General features: G+C 36.7%; 16 protein-coding genes. 10 read left to right on the plus strand and 6 right to left on the minus strand.

Annotated elements, in window-relative coordinates; genetic code table 11:
* Nucleotides 1-10: 10 nt before the first annotated feature.
* From HUS24_RS03005 to HUS24_RS03015, 3 genes are all read right to left on the minus strand, one after another.
* Entirely contained in the window at nt 11-808 is a 798-nt protein-coding gene (locus HUS24_RS03005) for an enoyl-CoA hydratase/isomerase family protein (protein ID WP_173910560.1), read from the minus strand.
* A gap of 10 nt (nt 809-818) precedes the next feature.
* Entirely contained in the window at nt 819-2,420 is a 1,602-nt protein-coding gene (locus HUS24_RS03010; RefSeq protein WP_173910561.1) for a carboxyl transferase domain-containing protein, read from the minus strand.
* 109 nt (nt 2,421-2,529) lie between these two features.
* Nucleotides 2,530-3,702, minus strand: coding sequence for an isovaleryl-CoA dehydrogenase (locus HUS24_RS03015; protein WP_173910562.1), 1,173 nt, complete (start codon nt 3,700-3,702; stop codon nt 2,530-2,532).
* 148 nt (nt 3,703-3,850) lie between these two features.
* On the opposite strand from HUS24_RS03015, the gene HUS24_RS03020 reads away from it, so the two are divergent.
* From HUS24_RS03020 to HUS24_RS03030, 3 genes are all read left to right on the plus strand, one after another.
* Entirely contained in the window at nt 3,851-4,489 is a 639-nt protein-coding gene (locus HUS24_RS03020) for a TetR/AcrR family transcriptional regulator (protein WP_173910563.1), read from the plus strand.
* Nucleotides 4,490-4,590: 101 nt separating this feature from the next.
* Complete coding sequence (locus HUS24_RS03025) at nt 4,591-6,279, plus strand: AMP-binding protein (protein WP_173910564.1); 1,689 nt, start codon at nt 4,591-4,593, stop codon at nt 6,277-6,279.
* 100 nt (nt 6,280-6,379) lie between these two features.
* Complete coding sequence (locus tag HUS24_RS03030) at nt 6,380-7,054, plus strand: class I SAM-dependent methyltransferase (protein WP_173910565.1); 675 nt, start codon at nt 6,380-6,382, stop codon at nt 7,052-7,054.
* Nucleotides 7,055-7,103: 49 nt separating this feature from the next.
* On the opposite strand, the gene plsB is transcribed toward HUS24_RS03030, so the two are convergent.
* On the minus strand, nt 7,104-9,269 hold the full coding sequence (plsB, locus tag HUS24_RS03035) for a glycerol-3-phosphate 1-O-acyltransferase PlsB (RefSeq protein WP_173910566.1): 2,166 nt from the start codon (nt 9,267-9,269) through the stop codon (nt 7,104-7,106).
* Nucleotides 9,270-9,567: 298 nt separating this feature from the next.
* Between plsB and cysK the strand changes: the two genes are divergently transcribed.
* Nucleotides 9,568-10,566 (plus strand): cysteine synthase A, encoded by a 999-nt coding sequence (gene cysK, locus HUS24_RS03040; RefSeq protein WP_173910567.1) that lies wholly within the window; start codon nt 9,568-9,570, stop codon nt 10,564-10,566.
* Between the two features lie 225 nt (nt 10,567-10,791).
* Nucleotides 10,792-11,265: a hypothetical protein gene (locus tag HUS24_RS03045; protein ID WP_173910568.1), complete on the plus strand. Its 474-nt coding sequence runs from the start codon at nt 10,792-10,794 to the stop codon at nt 11,263-11,265.
* Nucleotides 11,266-11,389: 124 nt separating this feature from the next.
* Here the strand turns inward: HUS24_RS03045 and nfsB are convergent, their stop codons facing one another.
* On the minus strand, nt 11,390-12,043 hold the full coding sequence (nfsB, locus tag HUS24_RS03050) for an oxygen-insensitive NAD(P)H nitroreductase (protein ID WP_173910569.1): 654 nt from the start codon (nt 12,041-12,043) through the stop codon (nt 11,390-11,392).
* A 210-nt stretch (nt 12,044-12,253) separates the two neighbouring features.
* On the opposite strand from nfsB, the gene hpaI reads away from it, so the two are divergent.
* Both hpaI and HUS24_RS03060 read left to right on the plus strand, forming a co-directional pair.
* Nucleotides 12,254-13,051, plus strand: a complete 798-nt coding sequence (gene hpaI / locus HUS24_RS03055) for a 4-hydroxy-2-oxoheptanedioate aldolase (RefSeq protein WP_173910570.1) — start codon at nt 12,254-12,256, stop codon at nt 13,049-13,051.
* A gap of 399 nt (nt 13,052-13,450) precedes the next feature.
* Nucleotides 13,451-13,990 (plus strand): hypothetical protein, encoded by a 540-nt coding sequence (locus HUS24_RS03060; RefSeq protein WP_254433795.1) that lies wholly within the window; start codon nt 13,451-13,453, stop codon nt 13,988-13,990.
* Nucleotides 13,991-14,038: 48 nt separating this feature from the next.
* Here HUS24_RS03060 and HUS24_RS03065 read toward each other — a convergent pair whose 3' ends face one another.
* Complete coding sequence (locus tag HUS24_RS03065; protein ID WP_173910571.1) at nt 14,039-14,458, minus strand: hypothetical protein; 420 nt, start codon at nt 14,456-14,458, stop codon at nt 14,039-14,041.
* A gap of 321 nt (nt 14,459-14,779) precedes the next feature.
* Between HUS24_RS03065 and HUS24_RS03070 the strand changes: the two genes are divergently transcribed.
* The 3 genes from HUS24_RS03070 to HUS24_RS03080 are packed head-to-tail and all read left to right on the plus strand — an operon-like array spanning nt 14,780 to nt 16,480.
* Complete coding sequence (locus tag HUS24_RS03070) at nt 14,780-15,193, plus strand: YeeE/YedE family protein (RefSeq protein WP_173910572.1); 414 nt, start codon at nt 14,780-14,782, stop codon at nt 15,191-15,193.
* Nucleotides 15,194-15,195: 2 nt separating this feature from the next.
* The gene (locus tag HUS24_RS03075; RefSeq protein WP_173910573.1) at nt 15,196-15,609 is read left to right on the plus strand and encodes a DUF6691 family protein; all 414 of its coding nucleotides are present in this window, start codon (nt 15,196-15,198) and stop codon (nt 15,607-15,609) included.
* A gap of 1 nt (nt 15,610) precedes the next feature.
* A complete protein-coding gene (locus tag HUS24_RS03080; protein ID WP_173910574.1) occupies nt 15,611-16,480 on the plus strand; it encodes an MBL fold metallo-hydrolase in 870 nt (289 codons plus the stop codon).
* Nucleotides 16,481-16,494: the final 14 nt, after the last annotated feature.

The raw sequence follows: 16,494 nt of genomic DNA on the forward strand, positions 1-16,494 counted from the left end.
GGTGTTATCCTTATTCTGATGTGTTTGTAATCCATTCAGGGCTTTGTTTGTTTAAAAACGCCTGTAATCCATTTTTTGCTTCAGCACCTTGGCGCACATGTGCGATATGCTGAGCTGTTTGAATGAGTAAATCTTCGGTCAAGCTTTCTTGACTGACCATTTGAATCAGTTGCTTTGAAGCATGCTGTGCTTGAGGCCCACCCAAGAGTAAAGTATCAATCATTTCTTGAATTTTACTGTCAAGTTGTTCAGGTGTTGTGACTTCATGCACTAAACCGATGGTTTTAGCTTGTTCCGCAGAAATACGTTCAGCAGTCAGGAAATAACGTGAAGCTTGACGAGCACCAATCGCACGAATCACATAAGGACTGATGGTGGATGGCGCTAAACCTAAACGCACTTCTGAGGTCGCAAATTTTGCATCGCTACTTGCCACACAAATATCACACGCAGAAGCTAAGCCCATACCGCCACCAAATGCCACACCTTGTACACGTGCAATGGTCGGCTGTTTTAAAGTGGCTAAACTTTGTAGCATTTTTGCCAATTTTAAAGCATCAGCTTCATTGTCTGCCTGTGAGGCTTCACCTGCTTGTTTCATCCAATTCAGGTCAGCACCTGCGGAAAAACTTTTGCCACGACCTGCCAAAACCACTACACGAATGTCATCACGCGTATTTAAATGCTGAAAGCATTGATCAAGTTCTTCAATGACTTGGGTATTAAAGGCATTATGCAGTTCAGCACGATTAATCCATACTGTTGCGACTTGCTGCTGTTGTTCGAGTTGTAAATATTGAAAATCCATGTTGCACCTCTTACATGCGGAACACGCCAAACTTGGTTGGTAAAATTGGTGCATTCAGCGCAGCCGCCAAACTTAAACCTAAAACATGACGAGATTGCGCAGGGTCAACCACACCGTCATCCCATAAACGTGCTGATGCATAATACGGATGCCCTTGATGTTCATATTGGTCACGAATCGGTTGTTTAAATTGATCTTCTTGTTCAGCACTCCAGCTTTCACCTTTGGCTTCGATTTGGTCACGTTTTAAGGTAGAGAGTACGCTTGCAGCTTGTTCACCACCCATGACTGAAATACGCGAGTTTGGCCAAGTCCATAGGAAACGAGGCGAGTAGGCACGACCACACATACCATAGTTACCCGCACCAAATGAACCACCGATCACCATGGTAATTTTTGGAACATTTGCAGTTGCAACTGCCATCACTAGTTTTGCACCATGTTTGGCAATGCCTTCATTTTCATAGTGACGACCGACCATAAAACCTGTGATATTTTGCAGGAATAGCAAAGGAATATTGCGCTGGGTACATAGCTCAATAAAGTGTGCACCTTTTTGTGCCGACTCTGAAAATAAAATCCCGTTATTGGCAATGATGCCGACTTTGATGCCATAGATCGAAGCAAAGCCAGTGATTAAAGTTGTACCAAAACGCGCTTTAAATTCGTCTAAACGTGAACCATCCACAATACGAGCGATGACTTCACGAATATCAAAAGGTTTACGTGTATCGGTTGGTATGATGCCGTAGAGTTCTTCCGCTGCATAAAGTGGTTCTTCGATTTCAACATTATTTTGATTTGGCGTTTTATTTAAATTTTTAACAATATTTCGAGCAATTAAGATTGCGTGTTCATCATTTTCAGCCAAATGATCGGCAACACCTGAAAGACGTGTATGGACATCACCGCCACCGAGGTCTTCTGAAGTCACGACTTCACCAGTCGCAGCTTTCACCAGTGGTGGACCACCCAAGAAAATTGTACCTTGGTTACGGACAATAATGGTTTCATCTGACATGGCAGGGACATAAGCACCACCTGCGGTACAACTCCCCATCACAATGGCAATTTGAGCGATGCCCATACTCGACATACGTGCTTGATTGTAGAAGATACGTCCAAAGTGGTCGCGGTCAGGGAAAACCTCATCTTGCATCGGTAAGAACGCACCACCTGAGTCCACCATATAAATACACGGTAAATGATTTTGTTCAGCGATTTCTTGCGCACGTAAATGCTTTTTCACTGTGAGTGGATAATACGTTCCACCTTTGACCGTTGCATCATTTGCCACGATCATGCAGCTTACGCCTTGCACTTGACCGATGCCTGCCACCACACCCGCAGCAGGAACGTCATCTGCATAAACATTAAAACCTGCAATTTGACCGATTTCTAAGAATGCAGTCCCTGCATCAATCAATTGGTCAATACGATCACGTGCGAGGAGTTTGCCACGCGCAATGTGTTTTTCACGGGCTTTTTCACCGCCACCCAAAGCAATGGTTGCGACTTTTTGTTTAAGATCATCGACCAATTTTTGCATAGCTGCTTGATTGGCTTTAAAATCTTCGCTTCGAATATTAATTTTGCTTTGTATTTGGTTCATCTGGAACATCCTTGTCTTTTTTATATTCGATTATGGATTCAGCAGAGCTGTTGTTTAAATGATCTTGACATGGATTTACATCTCAAGATCATTATGAAAATAACTTTAATTATTTGGTTTCGTTAAATAATTCACGACCAATCAACATACGGCGAATTTCTGATGTGCCTGCACCGATTTCATACAGTTTTGCATCACGCCATAGACGACCTGTGTCGTATTCATTGATATAACCATTACCGCCTAAAGTTTGGATTGCTTCACCTGCCATCCAAGTGGCTTTTTCAGCAGAATATAAAATTGCACTGGCTGCATCTTTGCGTAAACCACGATCATGATCCGCTTTGTCACAAGCCGCACCTACCGCATAAACCAACGCTTTAGAGGCTAACCATGTTGAATACATATCAGCAATTTTGCCTTGCATCAGTTGGAACTCACCCAATGCCTGACCAAATTGTTTACGGTCATGAATGTAGGGAATCACCACATCTAAACAGGCATCCATGATGCCAAGCGGCCCACCACTAAGCACGGCACGTTCATAATCCAAGCCACTCATCAGAACTTTGGTTCCGTTGCCCACACCACCTAAGACATTTTCTTTTGGGACTTTGACATTATCAAAGAACAATGGATAGGTGTTCGAGCCACGCATACCAAGTTTGTCGAGATGCGTGCCATGACTAAAACCTTCCATATTTTTTTCAACAAGGAATGCAGTCATGCCTTTTGCACCTGCGGCAAGATCAGTTTTAGCGTAAACCACCAAAACATCAGCATCACCACCGTTGGTAATCCACATTTTTGAGCCATTTAACACAAAATGATCGCCTGCATCTTCAGCTTTAAGCTTCATACTGACGACATCTGAGCCTGCATTCGGTTCAGACATTGCCAGTGCACCAACATATTCACCAGATATTAATTTAGGCAAATAGCGTTGTTTTTGATCTTCATTCCCATTTCGGTTAATTTGGTTCACACATAGGTTAGAATGAGCTCCATAAGATAGACCAATGGATGCGGAGGCACGGGAAATTTCTTGCATGACCAAAATATGTGCAAGATAACCTAAGTTTGTACCACCATACTCTTCACTGACAGTTAGACCAAGTAAGCCCATATCACCAAATTTTTTCCATAAGTGATGGGGAAATAAATTATCTTGATCAACTTGTTTTGCAAGTGGTGCAACTTCCTTTGCACAAAATGCTGCGACTGAATCACGGAGCGCGATTAATGTTTCATCTAGTCCGAAATCAATACTTTGTAGGTTCATCGTCCTGTCATCCTGAGGGTTATAGTTGTTGTTCCAAAAACACACTTTTTGTTGTTCCTGAAAATACAATACATGTTTTTTTTGAAAAAGTGAATATAAATTCAAAAATTGATTTACAATTCATTTTAATTGGTTGAGAATATAAAATATGAGCTATAAACGATCATCTTTAATGCAAGAGCGAATGGCACAAAATCGCAAAACGATTTTGCAGTCCGCACGGGAGCTGATTGCACAAGGAGGATTTAAAGACGCACAGATACAAGCGATTGCTGATCGTGCAGGGGTATCAAGTGGCTTGGTCTATCGTTACTTTGCCAATAAAAGCCAAGTGCTGATAGAGGTATTAGACGATGCCATCCATGTCGAAGTTGATATTCTGAATCATATTGCAGCAAGTGAGTTAACTGCGACTGAAAAGTTACATAAAGCAGTTACCACGTTTGTAAGACGTGCGATGAATAGTCCTCAGCTTGCGTATTCACTGATGTTTGAACCCGTTGATCCTGAATTAGAGCATGGACGTTTCCGTAGTAAACAATTGATCAAACAGACCATGAAGGAAATATTGGCACAAGGCAAAACTTCGGGTGAATTTGGTTTTGAAGATTTAAATACCGCTGCATTGTGTGTGGTTGGCGCAATGACTTTTGTGGTAATTGAACCTTTAAATCCCTCTCGAAATGTCATGTTTGATCAATCGTATAAGGATTATTTTGTGAAACAGATTGCCGATTTTTGTGTAAATGCTGTAGAAATAAAGGAGTCATCACATTTAACCAAGTAAAGGAATACACAAAAAATCTGTTTCGACAAGTGATCACGGAAAAACAATTAAATTACAGATTAAAAAGAGCAAAATCACAAAGAATCAAGGAGTATGATTCAATGTCGCAAGTACGGTTAAGTTACGCATATGGAACAAGTCAAGCCCCATTGGTGGGAATGACCATTGGTGAAAAATTTGATGAAGCTTGTCAAATGTATGCTGATCAGGATGCGGTGGTCAGTCTTCATCAAAATGTAAGACTCAGCTATAAAGCATTACAACAACAGGTGAATGCCTTTGCTTGTAGTTTATTGCGCTTAGGTTTGCAAAAAGGCGACCGTTTGGCTATTTGGTCACCGAACTGTGTAGAATGGACAATTACCCAGTTTGCAGCCTTTAAAGCAGGGATTATTTTAGTTAATTTAAATCCTGCCTATAAAAAAAATGAGTTGGAATATGTTTTAAATAAAGTGTCATGCAAAGGATTGGTGATCGCTTCGGTATTTAAGACCTCGGATTATCAACAAATTTTAATGCAAATCGCCCCTGAGCTTACAGATGCGACAGATAAAATATTAAATGCGGAAAAATTACCCCATTTAAAATATGTGATAAAAATTGATGAACAACAACATCAAGGCATTCATCGTTTTTCTGATTTACTCAATGAACCAAGTGCCGAAGAACTTGCACAGCTTGCAAGCATTGCGCAAGACCTACAATTTGATGAAACCATCAATATTCAATTTACCTCAGGGACAACGGGTAATCCCAAAGGTACTATGCTGACCCACAATAATATTTTAAATAATGGTTATTTTGTGGGAGAGGGTATTCATTTAACCCCGAAAGATCGCGTCTGTATTTCTGTGCCACTGTTTCATTGTTTTGGAATGGTGATGGGCAATCTTGCTTGTATCACGCATGGTTCAACCATGGTTTATCCTGCTGCGGTGTTTAATCCTTTGGAGAGTTTAAAAGCCATTGAACAAGAAAAATGTACAGCAGCTTATGGTGTGCCAACCATGTTTATTGCCATGCTGGAACAAGAAACTTTTGATCAGTTTGACCTCAGCAGTCTTCGTACAGGCATTATGGCAGGTAGTCCATGTCCACGAGAAATTATGCAACGTGTAATTGAGCGTATGCATATGAGTGAAATTACCATTTGTTATGGCATGACCGAAACTGCGCCTGTCAGTGTGCAAACTTCAACGACTGATCCAATTGAATGTCGAGTTGGAACAGTAGGACGTGTTCAACCTCATTTAGAAATTAAAATTATTGATGAGCAAGGTAAAGTTGTACCACGTGGCAAACTTGGCGAACTCTGTGTACGTGGTTATTCTGTGATGCTCGGCTATTGGGAAGATGAAGAAAAAACCAAAGAAGTGATTGATGTTGCAAAATGGATGCATACAGGTGATATTGCTGAAATGGACGATGAGGGCTTTGTCAAAATCAAAGGACGTATCAAGGATGTAGTGATTCGTGGTGGTGAAAATCTATTCCCGAAAGAGATTGAAGACTTTTTATATACCCATCCTGATGTTTCAGATGTGCAAGTGATTGGCTTACCTGACCCGCGTTATGGTGAAGAACTTTGTGCATGTATTATTTTACATGAACATCATGAGGTGACTGAGGAATGTATTCGTCAATTCTGCAAAGAGCATATTTCACATAATAAAGTACCGAAATATGTCCGTTTCTTTAAAGAGTTTCCGATGACTGCTTCAGGTAAGGCACAAAAGTTTAAGTTGCAAGAATTTATGCGGAATGAATTGAATTTGCAAGAAATTGCATAATTCAGCTATAAGCATCAAGCCGCCCTTTTTTTAAAAAGGAGGGCGGCTGAGAGTTTTATAATTTTTAATTGTATTCAAGAAATCAGAAAAGAGTGATGTAATGGCCAAAGATTTTAATCATCCAAAAGTCGTGGAAAGTTATGATGAACACATCCGAAAACTGATTCCTGGTTATGAGTTGATTCATTTACAAGTCAATGCCTTACTTAAAACTTATGCACCACAACATGCAAATATTTTGGTAGTGGGTTGTGGTACAGGACATGAGTTACGTTATCTTGCTAAACAGTTTCCACAATGGACATTTACAGCGATTGATCCAGCACCGAATATGCTTGAAAAAGCCAAAGCATTATTAGCGGCTGAAAATTTAGATCAAAATATTAGATTTATACAAATGGATACATCAGGTTTAAAAGATTTAAAGCAAAAATTTGATGTTGCGCTGTCGATTTTAGTTTCGCATTTCATTCCTGAAGCTGCGAAGACAGCGTATTTTCAAGAGATTTATCACGCTTTAAACGAAAATGGATTTTGCTTGAGTTATGATCTGACCCAAATTCAAAATCAACAACAATTAAAAGCGTTGCAACATTTAGCAGAACTCACAGGTTTAGCAGAAAAGCAAAGTCAGGCAATGGTTGAGCGTTTAGAGGATGATTTTTTCTTAATTTCGAATCAAGCTTTACAGAATTTATTGATCAATGTCGGTTTTCGTACAGTAGAAAACTTTGCCCAAGTCTTGAATTATTATGGTATTTTCGCTGTGAAATAAAAAACCGAAGATAGACTTCGGTTTCATGGTCTCCGTTTATGGTTTTAGTTTAGGCTTTGAGATTCACTGTATATAAGTGAGCAAAAGCTTTTAATAAACGTAACGACTCATCTGTCTGATCTATATAGATAGTTTGATCTTCAACTTTCACTAACTTTTCAGCTTCAAAAAAAGTTAAAATATGTGTTATTTCAGTTGAAATTTCAGTTACTTCCCATTTTAAAAAATAGGTATTTTTCAATTCAGGATAGAGTTGCAGCGCTGAATTTAACAATTCATCTTTACTGATTTTTTCAATGACAGGCTCTGTTTGTGCCGTCAAAATATATGCGACCAACGCAGGTAAAATCAGCGTATGCAAAATATTATTGCTGAAATATTTGAGTAAAGCTTCTTGTTGGTTACAGACCTTGAGCCAGCGTTCATTGTCATGTTCAATAAATTCAACTTGTTTCAGTTTGATCGCGTATTGAATAATTTCATGATTAGAAAGTGCAGTGATTTGCATTCTTTCATCATATTGATGATGTTTTAGCAATGACTTAAATTGTTCTAAGCGCAGTAATACATCACGCTCGGCAAGCGCATGAGTCGGGGCATTCAGTAATATGGTTGCCAATAAATTAACAGGATTGATCACTGCCGCTTTATTGATATTTTCTAAAATATCGTCAGCAACCTCATCCACAGCAAGTTTGACTGAGTCAGGTAATTCTTCTTGTAAACCTACATGCGGAGGTACTTGATTTTTCTCTAAAATATCTTTGAGGAAAACAGGCTCACCAAAGTTAACATGTACCATTCCAAAAACTTTTTCAATTTTTTGAATAGATTTGAGTAAGCCAAACAGCGATTCAGCTTGTTTTTTCTGTCCCCCCAGTTCTTTGATATAAGATGAACCTTCAAGTAATTTTTCATAACCAAAATAAGTTGGAATAAAAGCAATTGGTTTACTATTGCCACGCAAATGACTTTGGATGGTCATGGCGAGCATGCCTTTTTTGGCAGGCAACAATAGGCCTGTACGTGAGCGACCACCTTCAATAAAATATTCCAAAGGCGTATTTCGGCTGAGTAAACTATGCACATATTCTTTAAAAACAGCCGTATACAGCGCATTACCACTAAAGCTACGGCGAATAAAATAAGCGCCCGCACCACGCATTAACTGTCCCACTACAGGCATATTTAAATTAATGCCTGCAGCAATATGTGGCACCATTAAACCGCGTTTATAAATCACATAAGACAATAATAAATAGTCGATATGGCTACGATGACAAGGTGTGTAGACGATTTCATAATCTTTGGCGAGTTCACGTACCACTTCAAAATTATGAACTTGGATGCCATCGTAAAGCTGTGTCCATAATTTTGTTAATGCAATTTCAGCAAAACGCAGTGTTGAATAGGAAAAGTCTGAAACAATCTCATCTAGATATTTTTTAGCTAAATCTTCAGCGTGTTGTACACTGATTTTTTTATGAATACTTTCGGTTAAAACAGCTTCTTTGATCACATCCGAAGTCAATAATTTGTTAATGACATTACGACGATCTGATAAGTCTGGTCCTAAAATTGCTTCTTTGTATTGATTAAAGGATTGATTCAGTTGCGTCACCACATAATGGGCTGGTGCAAAGTTTGGGGCAACTTCAAGTGCTGTGTTGATTAATGCTCGTAAAGAAATGGCTTGATGAAATTCGATATAATTTTCACGACCATAGAGCGTGATATTTAAAGCTTGTTTGATTCCTGTAGGTTTTGCCCAAGCATCCGCCATCAAGGCTTTGTACCAACTATCCTCATTTTCAGGCGCACGTCCCCATAAAATGGTCACAGGAACAAATAATACATCCTCATCAGCATGTTTGAGTAAATATTCCACTAAGCGAATCAATTTATCAGGATAATAAGCTGAAGCATTGCTTTTTGATGATTCAAGCACTAAAAATGAGTCGTCTTCTTGTAACTCATTTAAAATCAAAGGTGCAAATGCAGAGTGTAAGGCTCTTTTTTCAGTTTCATTGTCAATTAAAACTTTATTAGATGTCGAATTATCTTGAATGACATAACAAACAGTCACATGGCTATCTTTTTCTTTTATTGTATTTTCAAGTACTTGTGTATCACCAAGGACTTGAGGGCTGACAATTTTATCTAAAACTTTTTTGGTAAATTGACGATAAAATTTTTGATAAGCATTGTTTCCCATATAAATCTCAATACTATTGCTTGATAAATTCTATTATGTCTAAATTGGCATTAAATGTATAAGACAATTTGCAGATTGCTAGCATAAACCTAATTTATTCATCAAAAAAATGTTTCAATCTATAAAGTATACAAAAATTGGATTTGTGAAAACTTTATAAAAACTAGGCTTTTGATTTTTATCAAATAAACATTTCACAAATTTTTATAAATAAATCACTTTACTGAATATCAACCATGTGTAAAAAGGCGATATGATAGTTAAATACAGATTAATTTTAAAATTTAAGGAAAATCTCATGGCGACTGATTCTACATTTCCACAAACTGAAAATTTAGGCATTGCTGTTTATGCCAATAATGCTGAAGCGATTGGCAATACACCCTTAGTACGTATCAATCGTTTAGTATCAAATGCTGCAACTGTTTTAGCAAAAATTGAAAGCCGCAACCCAGCATTTTCTGTGAAAGACCGTGTGGGTGCGGCATTGGTTGAAGATGCTGAAAAAAGTGGAAAACTCAAAAAAGGAATGCATATTGTTGAGCCAACTAGTGGTAATACAGGAATTGCTTTGGCTTATGTTGCTGCTGCAAAAGGTTATGATATTACGCTGACCATGCCTGCAAGTATGAGTATCGAGCGTCGTAAGGTATTAAAAGCATTAGGTGCAAATCTAGTCTTGACTGAGCCTACTAAAGGCATGAAAGGGGCAGTAGATGAGGCGGTGCGTTTAGCAACAGAGCAGCCTGAATTGTATTATTTACCACAACAATTTGAAAACCCTGCCAATCCTAAAATCCATGAAACGACGACAGGCCCAGAAATTTTTGCAGCAACGGGTGGAAAAGTCGATATCCTTGTGGCTGGGGTTGGGACTGGCGGTACGATCACAGGCATTTCACGTTATTTTGAACAAGTAAAGAATCAGCCCATTTATTCTGTGGCAGTTGAACCTGCTGATTCTCCAATTATTGGACAAGCAAAACGTGGTGAAGATTTAACTCCTGGCCCACACAAAATCCAAGGCATTGGCGCAAACTTTATTCCAAAAAACTTAGATTTAGACTTGGTAGATGAGGTAATCGCGATTGAAAATCAAGAAGCGATTGATTTTGCACGTCAATCTGCAACTCAAGAAGGGATTTTTGTAGGTATCTCAAGTGGCGCAGCGTTGGCAGCAGCAGCGAAATTAGCTGCACGTCCTGAAAATGCTGGCAAAACCATTGTCGTAATTTTGCCAGATGCAGGTGAACGTTATTTATCTTCTGTGTTATTTGAAGATATTTCTGCTGAATGATTCGATTATAAATTAAACTAAGCCTATTGATTTTATATTATTGAAAAATAATAAGTAAAATTAATAGGCTTTTTTGTGCTTTGATGACAGTTGAGAAATATATTTTTAATGAAAAAAATAAGAGATAAAAGTATAGAAATAACAATGAAAAACACCCTTAAAATCTACTTTTTACAAATAAATTAAGCTAAAATTTCGACAAATTTTCATAAAATAGAAAAAACGATGTATACAAAGACTTATGCCTTGATTAGTACGCTGATGCTTAGTTTAATATCTATGCAAGGCTTTGCTAAACAAACAGAAATAGATCCCTCGCTCATCGCAGGCGAATGGATGTGTACACAAGAAATCAAAAATAACAATGTCATAATCCAGTCTAATGATCAGTATTATGAAAATGGAACATATTTTTCTGATTCTAAGATTCAGTTTGGAAATGATACAAAAACGATTCATACTCAAATGAAAACAAAAAGTGCATGGGCATTAGATGAGAATCAGATACTTGTTTTTAGCAAGACTAAACTTTTAAAAGTAGATTCTGATGATAAAACCTATGAAAAAGCGCTAGAGAAAGAATATGAGCAATATCCAAATGCTGAAGCTAAAATTTTAGAGTTGAATAAAAAGAAAATGCGTTTAGAAGTGACCAAGCCTTTTAAAGTATTAGAACCTATTGAATGTACACGAAAATAAAAATGCTAAAATAATCTATCTGATTTATTATTTTAGAGTTTTTGTTTTTATAATAAATACTTATAAGAACTTATTCTGTGATAGGCAGCATCAGAGGAAAGATTCCTCTGATTATGCTAGATATTTAAAGTTTAGTAAAAATCTCTTGGGTATTTAAACGGGATTTTGGTAGCTTTGCATTAAAATCCTGTTCACTACGATAACCCAAAGTCAGTAAAACGGAAGGGATAAGCCCTTTTTCTGTTAATCCCAATTCCTCAGTAATAATTTCTTCATTAAAACCGCCAATCGGTGTGGCATCAATTCCTTCAATTCCTGCTGCTAATAATGCTTGCCCAAGTGCGATAAAAGTTTGATTTTCTGCCCAACGTTGAATATCACCTTTTTCGTTGCGGTAATAATCAACATAACCTGTACGGCTGTCTTTTTGTCCTTGTTTAGCGGTGTCATCTTTAAAACGACCACTGCGATCATCTTGTGCGAGTAAATTATCAAGATGCTGTTCAGAAATATCAGCTTGGGTACAAAAAACAATGGTATGGGATGAGTCTAAAACTTTGGCTGCATTATAGGCGTATTTTCCAACCAAAGCTTTTGCAATACGTTGTTTAGCTTCATCATGATCTGCAATAAAAAAATGCCACGGTTGGATATTAATAGAAGAAGGGCTTAGACGTAAGATTTCGAGTAAACGTTGAAATTTTTCTTGAGGAATTTTTTGAGTGGCATCATATGCTTTGGTGGTATAACGTTTTTGAGCAATCTTGAGCAAATCCATACTTCAATCCCGTAAATTGATAATGACTGATTTTACTTTAAACTTCATGTAAATGGGCAAAGAATTTTGCCAAAATGATTGTTTTAAATATTATAAGCTATTTTAGATTAAGACATTTTAGGCATGATGTCATATGAAATCTATATTGGCACTTTGATTTAATCAGCGTTTAATAAGCATGAAAGTATCATACCCTAAAGAGTGAAGTATATGATTGATTATACTAATCATTTTAAACAGAAATTAAAAACGCAACAGCAAATTGGTTTATGGGTAGGTTTAGCAGATGCTTATGGCACTGAAATTGCTGCAAATGTGGGTTATGACTGGCTGTTGATCGATGGGGAACACGCACCAAGTGACTTAAGAACAACTTTATCGCAATTACAGAGCATTGCTGCTTATCCTTCACAAGCTGTTGTACGTCCGCCGATTGGTAATGTGCAACTCATCAAGCAACTTTTGGACATCGGTGCGCAAACGTTGTTGATTCCTATGGTGGAAAGTGTTGAACAAGCGGAATTAATGGTAAAAGCGGTGCGTTATCCGCCACAAGGCGTGCGAGGTGTGGGTGCTGCGTTGGCACGGGCAACGCGTTGGAACAGTATTCCTGATTATTATGCAACAGCACATGAAAATATTTGTTTATTGATTCAAATAGAATCAGTTGCAGGTTTGGCACATTTAGACGATATTTTAAATGTGGACGGTATTGATGGGATATTTATCGGTGCTGTAGATTTATCTGCAACGATGGGCTATCAAGGTGATCCAAATCATCCAGTGGTGCAAAAAGTAGTGATGGATGCGATTCAACGAATTCGTGTTGCTGGTAAAGCCGCAGGAATACTTTCAACTCAGCATGAAGCGACACAAAAGTATTTAGACTTAGGGACTGAGTTTGTAGCGGTAGGCGTAGATACCAGTGTATTGATGAATTCACTCAGTGAACTATTAGCTAAATATAAAAAAGATTATAAAATATACAATAAATCAAATGGTTATTGATGATATTTGTTGTTCAAAAGATTAAAATGAGTGTACATGCATTTTAAATCAGCAATATAAGAAATAAAGTGCATGTAAAATCATGAAAATCACATATTTTTCTTAAGTTTTTATGCAATATCTTGATATAATTGTGATTAAATTCACAACTTTTTTGTAAAGTCATCAAAATGGGGGATGACTGTATAAAGTGAATAAACTTAATCAGCTGATTTTCATTAGGGTAGATCAATCTAACTATGGCTTATATTTGCTGCTAGTTATTTGTTATTTAAGTTTATTTTTTCAAAAAGTAGTGAAATTTTTCTATTTTCAGGTATAGTGCAACCAAATTTATTCATTATTATAAATTGCTGTTTCTATATCGAATTTCAGCAAGAATTTAGCAGAGAAAATTGTATGCTTAACAATACATTACGATTGGGGTCGTTAATTTTTTTTATTTCAGGGGTTGCTACAACACAAGTAAATGCCGCTGATGATCAATTATCTTCTTTGATTACCAAAGTAAGTAGTCAAGCAAAAAGTGATGCAATTACGGATGTAGAAAATAAATTATTGGGGCGCGCAAGTTGGAAGATTAAATGCCAATATAAAGCATTTGACGATATTAAAGCTTGCGTAATGAGCAAAGGTCCGATTTCGGTTTTACATTTAAATAATCAATATATTGTGAATATTGGTGAAAAACATGAAAAAAATAGCATTGCCTATGTGCGCATAGACCAAGGAAATACTTTACAAGAACGTGAAGGATTATTTAGAAATGCCAATGGTGTTATTGGACAATTAAAACGTGGCAATTTTGCTTTTACTCGTTATCAAAAAGCCAAAAATCAACAAATCGAGAATAAGATTTCGCTTACAGGTTTTACTGATGCGTTTAATGATATGGAAGCACAATTTTCAAAACTTGGTGATGATAAAAATAAGTTTTAAAATTATTTAAATGAAAGCCTTAATATATGAAAATTAAGGCTTTTATAATTAATATGCATATTTTAGATCAGTATATTTGGTCAAAGACATTTCAACATGATCTTCAATAAATTTTTTAATATCTTCTGGTGACATAGCTTTACCTTGATTGGTAATCACATGTTCAGAAGGCGTTTGACCTGAAACAGTAAGACGATAAACAAAATTACGTGCAATTTGATATGTCTCATTTTGTTTAACAATACAAGTACTATATAAATAAGTATGTTCTAAGTTGAGATCAGTATGAGAAAAAATGAATTGTTCAAATAACTTAAGTGCTTTACCATCTTCTAAATTCTTTAATTCTTCAATAATTGCTTTTTCATGATGAATATCATAGCGTTCAGAAATAGCTTGACCATCAATTAATAGGGCGACTTTGTCATCTGCATGTTCAATGACGGTAATATTGCTAAAGTTAGACATGGAAAACTCATGATTTAAAAAAGAATACGCAGAAGTATCTTAGAAATCATCTTAAAATCAAAGTCACCCCAAAGATAAAAGTCTAAATATTCAACAATAAGATTATCTTAAAAGAATATTTTTAAACTGATATGGTGTTATTTTTATCATACTAATTTATTTTCTCTGGTGTTTGAATATCCGGATATGCTTATATTCTGTTTCGCTTTGAGAGGAATAATGTTTTATGAAAATGGCTACGATTAATTAACATTATCCTATTTTAAAATATAGTTAAATAATATATTATAAAAACATATAATGTTTATTGAGTAATCAAATATGCACGCATATTTAAATGCCTTTTTGGGCGGTGCGCTTTTAGGTGTCGCTGTCGTTGGCTATTTATATGTTAACGGTAGAATTGCGGGAATTAGTGGACTGGTTGGACAACTTTTTAATAAAGAAGCTTTGTTCCAACGACCTGCAACATGGTTTTTATTGGGTTTATTTCTTATCCCATTTGTTTATGGACTATTTTTTAACCCTCAAATTGAGATCCACGCATCGCCATTGGCAATGATAATTGCAGGTGTTCTAGTTGGATTTGGCACACGTTTAGGTTCTGGCTGTACCAGTGGGCATGGTATTTGTGGGATGAGCCGACTTTCAACACGTTCAATGGTGGCTACAAGTTTATTTATGCTTGCTGGTTTTATTACGGTTTACATCATGCGCCATGTACTAGGACTATAATCATGAAAAATATTTTAGCTTTTATTTTTGGTGGCTTATTTTCAATAGGTTTGATGTGGTCAGGCATGGCAAATCCTGAAAATGTACTCAGTTTTTTAGACTTATTTGGTAAGTGGAATGCCAGTTTGATGTTTGTCATGATTGGTGCAATTTGTGTCGCATTTATTCCATTTCAAAAGGCTATTCGTAAGCCTGTAACCCTATTTAATGAAAAAATTGAATTGCCTATCTCTCAGCAAATTGACAAACGTTTATGTATAGGTGCTTTAATTTTTGGGATTGGTTGGGGAATTGCTGGAATTTGTCCAGCGCCTGCTTTTACTTTGATTGGTTTAGGTTATTATCAAGCAATCTATTTCATTGCCGCAATGTTCTTCGGCGTGTGGTTACATCGAAAATTTGTTGGAGTAAAATGATATGCCAAAACCTGTTATTCAACATTTTTTTGATGAAAATACCAATACCTTTAGTTATGTGGTTGCCGACCCAGAAACTTTACAATGCGCCATTATTGACAGTGTTTTAGATTATGATGCAGCTTCGGCAAGTACGCAAACCACCCATGCCGATTTGATCATTGCTTACGTTCAAGCACATGATTTTAAAGTACAATGGATTTTGGAAACGCATGTACATGCTGATCATCTCACAGCCTCTCAATATTTAAAGGAAAAATTGGGTGGTCAGATCGCAATGAGTGAAAAAATCAGTGAAGTACAAAAAGTTTTTACTGAAATTTATCATTTTAAAAATACTACACATTTCAACATTGCTTTTGATTATTTATTTGAAGCAGGTGAAACATTTCAAATTGGGCAACTTGAAGCTTATAGTATTGCGACGCCTGGACATACGCCTGCGTGTTTAAGCTATGTCATCGAAGATTGTGTATTTGTCGGTGACACTTTGTTTATGTATGACTATGGTACGGCACGTTGTGATTTTCCTAAAGGTAGTGCATCACAACTATATGATTCAATACAAAAAATATTTGCTTTGCCAGAACATTATCGCATATTTTTATGCCATGATTATTTACCAAGTACACGCACAGAATATCTGTGTGAAACAAGTGTAAGAGAGCAAAAATTAAAGAATATTCATGTGCATGAAGGCGTTAAAAAAGCAGATTTTGTCGCTATGCGAGAGCAACGTGATGCAACCCTAAGTATGCCGCAATTAATCTTACCCGCGATCCAAATCAATATGGTTGCAGGACATTTTCCTGAACCTGAAGCAAATGGTGTACGTTATTTAAAAATTCCATTTAATTATTTTAAATCTTAGAAAATTCAATATAT

This window comes from Acinetobacter sp. Marseille-Q1618 (assembly GCF_902809855.1).
GTDB lineage: Bacteria > Pseudomonadota > Gammaproteobacteria > Pseudomonadales > Moraxellaceae > Acinetobacter.

Excerpts from the sequence above, each read along its gene's own strand:
- HUS24_RS03010 (WP_173910561.1), bottom strand. The coding sequence starts at position 2,420 with ATGAACCAAATACAAAGCAAAATTAATATTCGAAGCGAAGATTTTAAA.
- HUS24_RS03080 (WP_173910574.1), top strand. The coding sequence starts at position 15,611 with ATGCCAAAACCTGTTATTCAACATTTTTTTGATGAAAATACCAATACC.
- cysK (WP_173910567.1), top strand. The coding sequence starts at position 9,568 with ATGGCGACTGATTCTACATTTCCACAAACTGAAAATTTAGGCATTGCT.
- HUS24_RS03060 (WP_254433795.1), top strand. The coding sequence starts at position 13,451 with ATGCTTAACAATACATTACGATTGGGGTCGTTAATTTTTTTTATTTCA.
- HUS24_RS03025 (WP_173910564.1), top strand. The coding sequence starts at position 4,591 with ATGTCGCAAGTACGGTTAAGTTACGCATATGGAACAAGTCAAGCCCCA.
- plsB (WP_173910566.1), bottom strand. The coding sequence starts at position 9,269 with ATGGGAAACAATGCTTATCAAAAATTTTATCGTCAATTTACCAAAAAA.
- hpaI (WP_173910570.1), top strand. The coding sequence starts at position 12,254 with ATGATTGATTATACTAATCATTTTAAACAGAAATTAAAAACGCAACAG.
- HUS24_RS03070 (WP_173910572.1), top strand. The coding sequence starts at position 14,780 with ATGCACGCATATTTAAATGCCTTTTTGGGCGGTGCGCTTTTAGGTGTC.
- HUS24_RS03005 (WP_173910560.1), bottom strand. The coding sequence starts at position 808 with ATGGATTTTCAATATTTACAACTCGAACAACAGCAGCAAGTCGCAACA.
- HUS24_RS03015 (WP_173910562.1), bottom strand. The coding sequence starts at position 3,702 with ATGAACCTACAAAGTATTGATTTCGGACTAGATGAAACATTAATCGCG.
- HUS24_RS03065 (WP_173910571.1), bottom strand. The coding sequence starts at position 14,458 with ATGTCTAACTTTAGCAATATTACCGTCATTGAACATGCAGATGACAAA.
- HUS24_RS03020 (WP_173910563.1), top strand. The coding sequence starts at position 3,851 with ATGAGCTATAAACGATCATCTTTAATGCAAGAGCGAATGGCACAAAAT.
- HUS24_RS03045 (WP_173910568.1), top strand. The coding sequence starts at position 10,792 with ATGTATACAAAGACTTATGCCTTGATTAGTACGCTGATGCTTAGTTTA.
- HUS24_RS03075 (WP_173910573.1), top strand. The coding sequence starts at position 15,196 with ATGAAAAATATTTTAGCTTTTATTTTTGGTGGCTTATTTTCAATAGGT.
- nfsB (WP_173910569.1), bottom strand. The coding sequence starts at position 12,043 with ATGGATTTGCTCAAGATTGCTCAAAAACGTTATACCACCAAAGCATAT.
- HUS24_RS03030 (WP_173910565.1), top strand. The coding sequence starts at position 6,380 with ATGGCCAAAGATTTTAATCATCCAAAAGTCGTGGAAAGTTATGATGAA.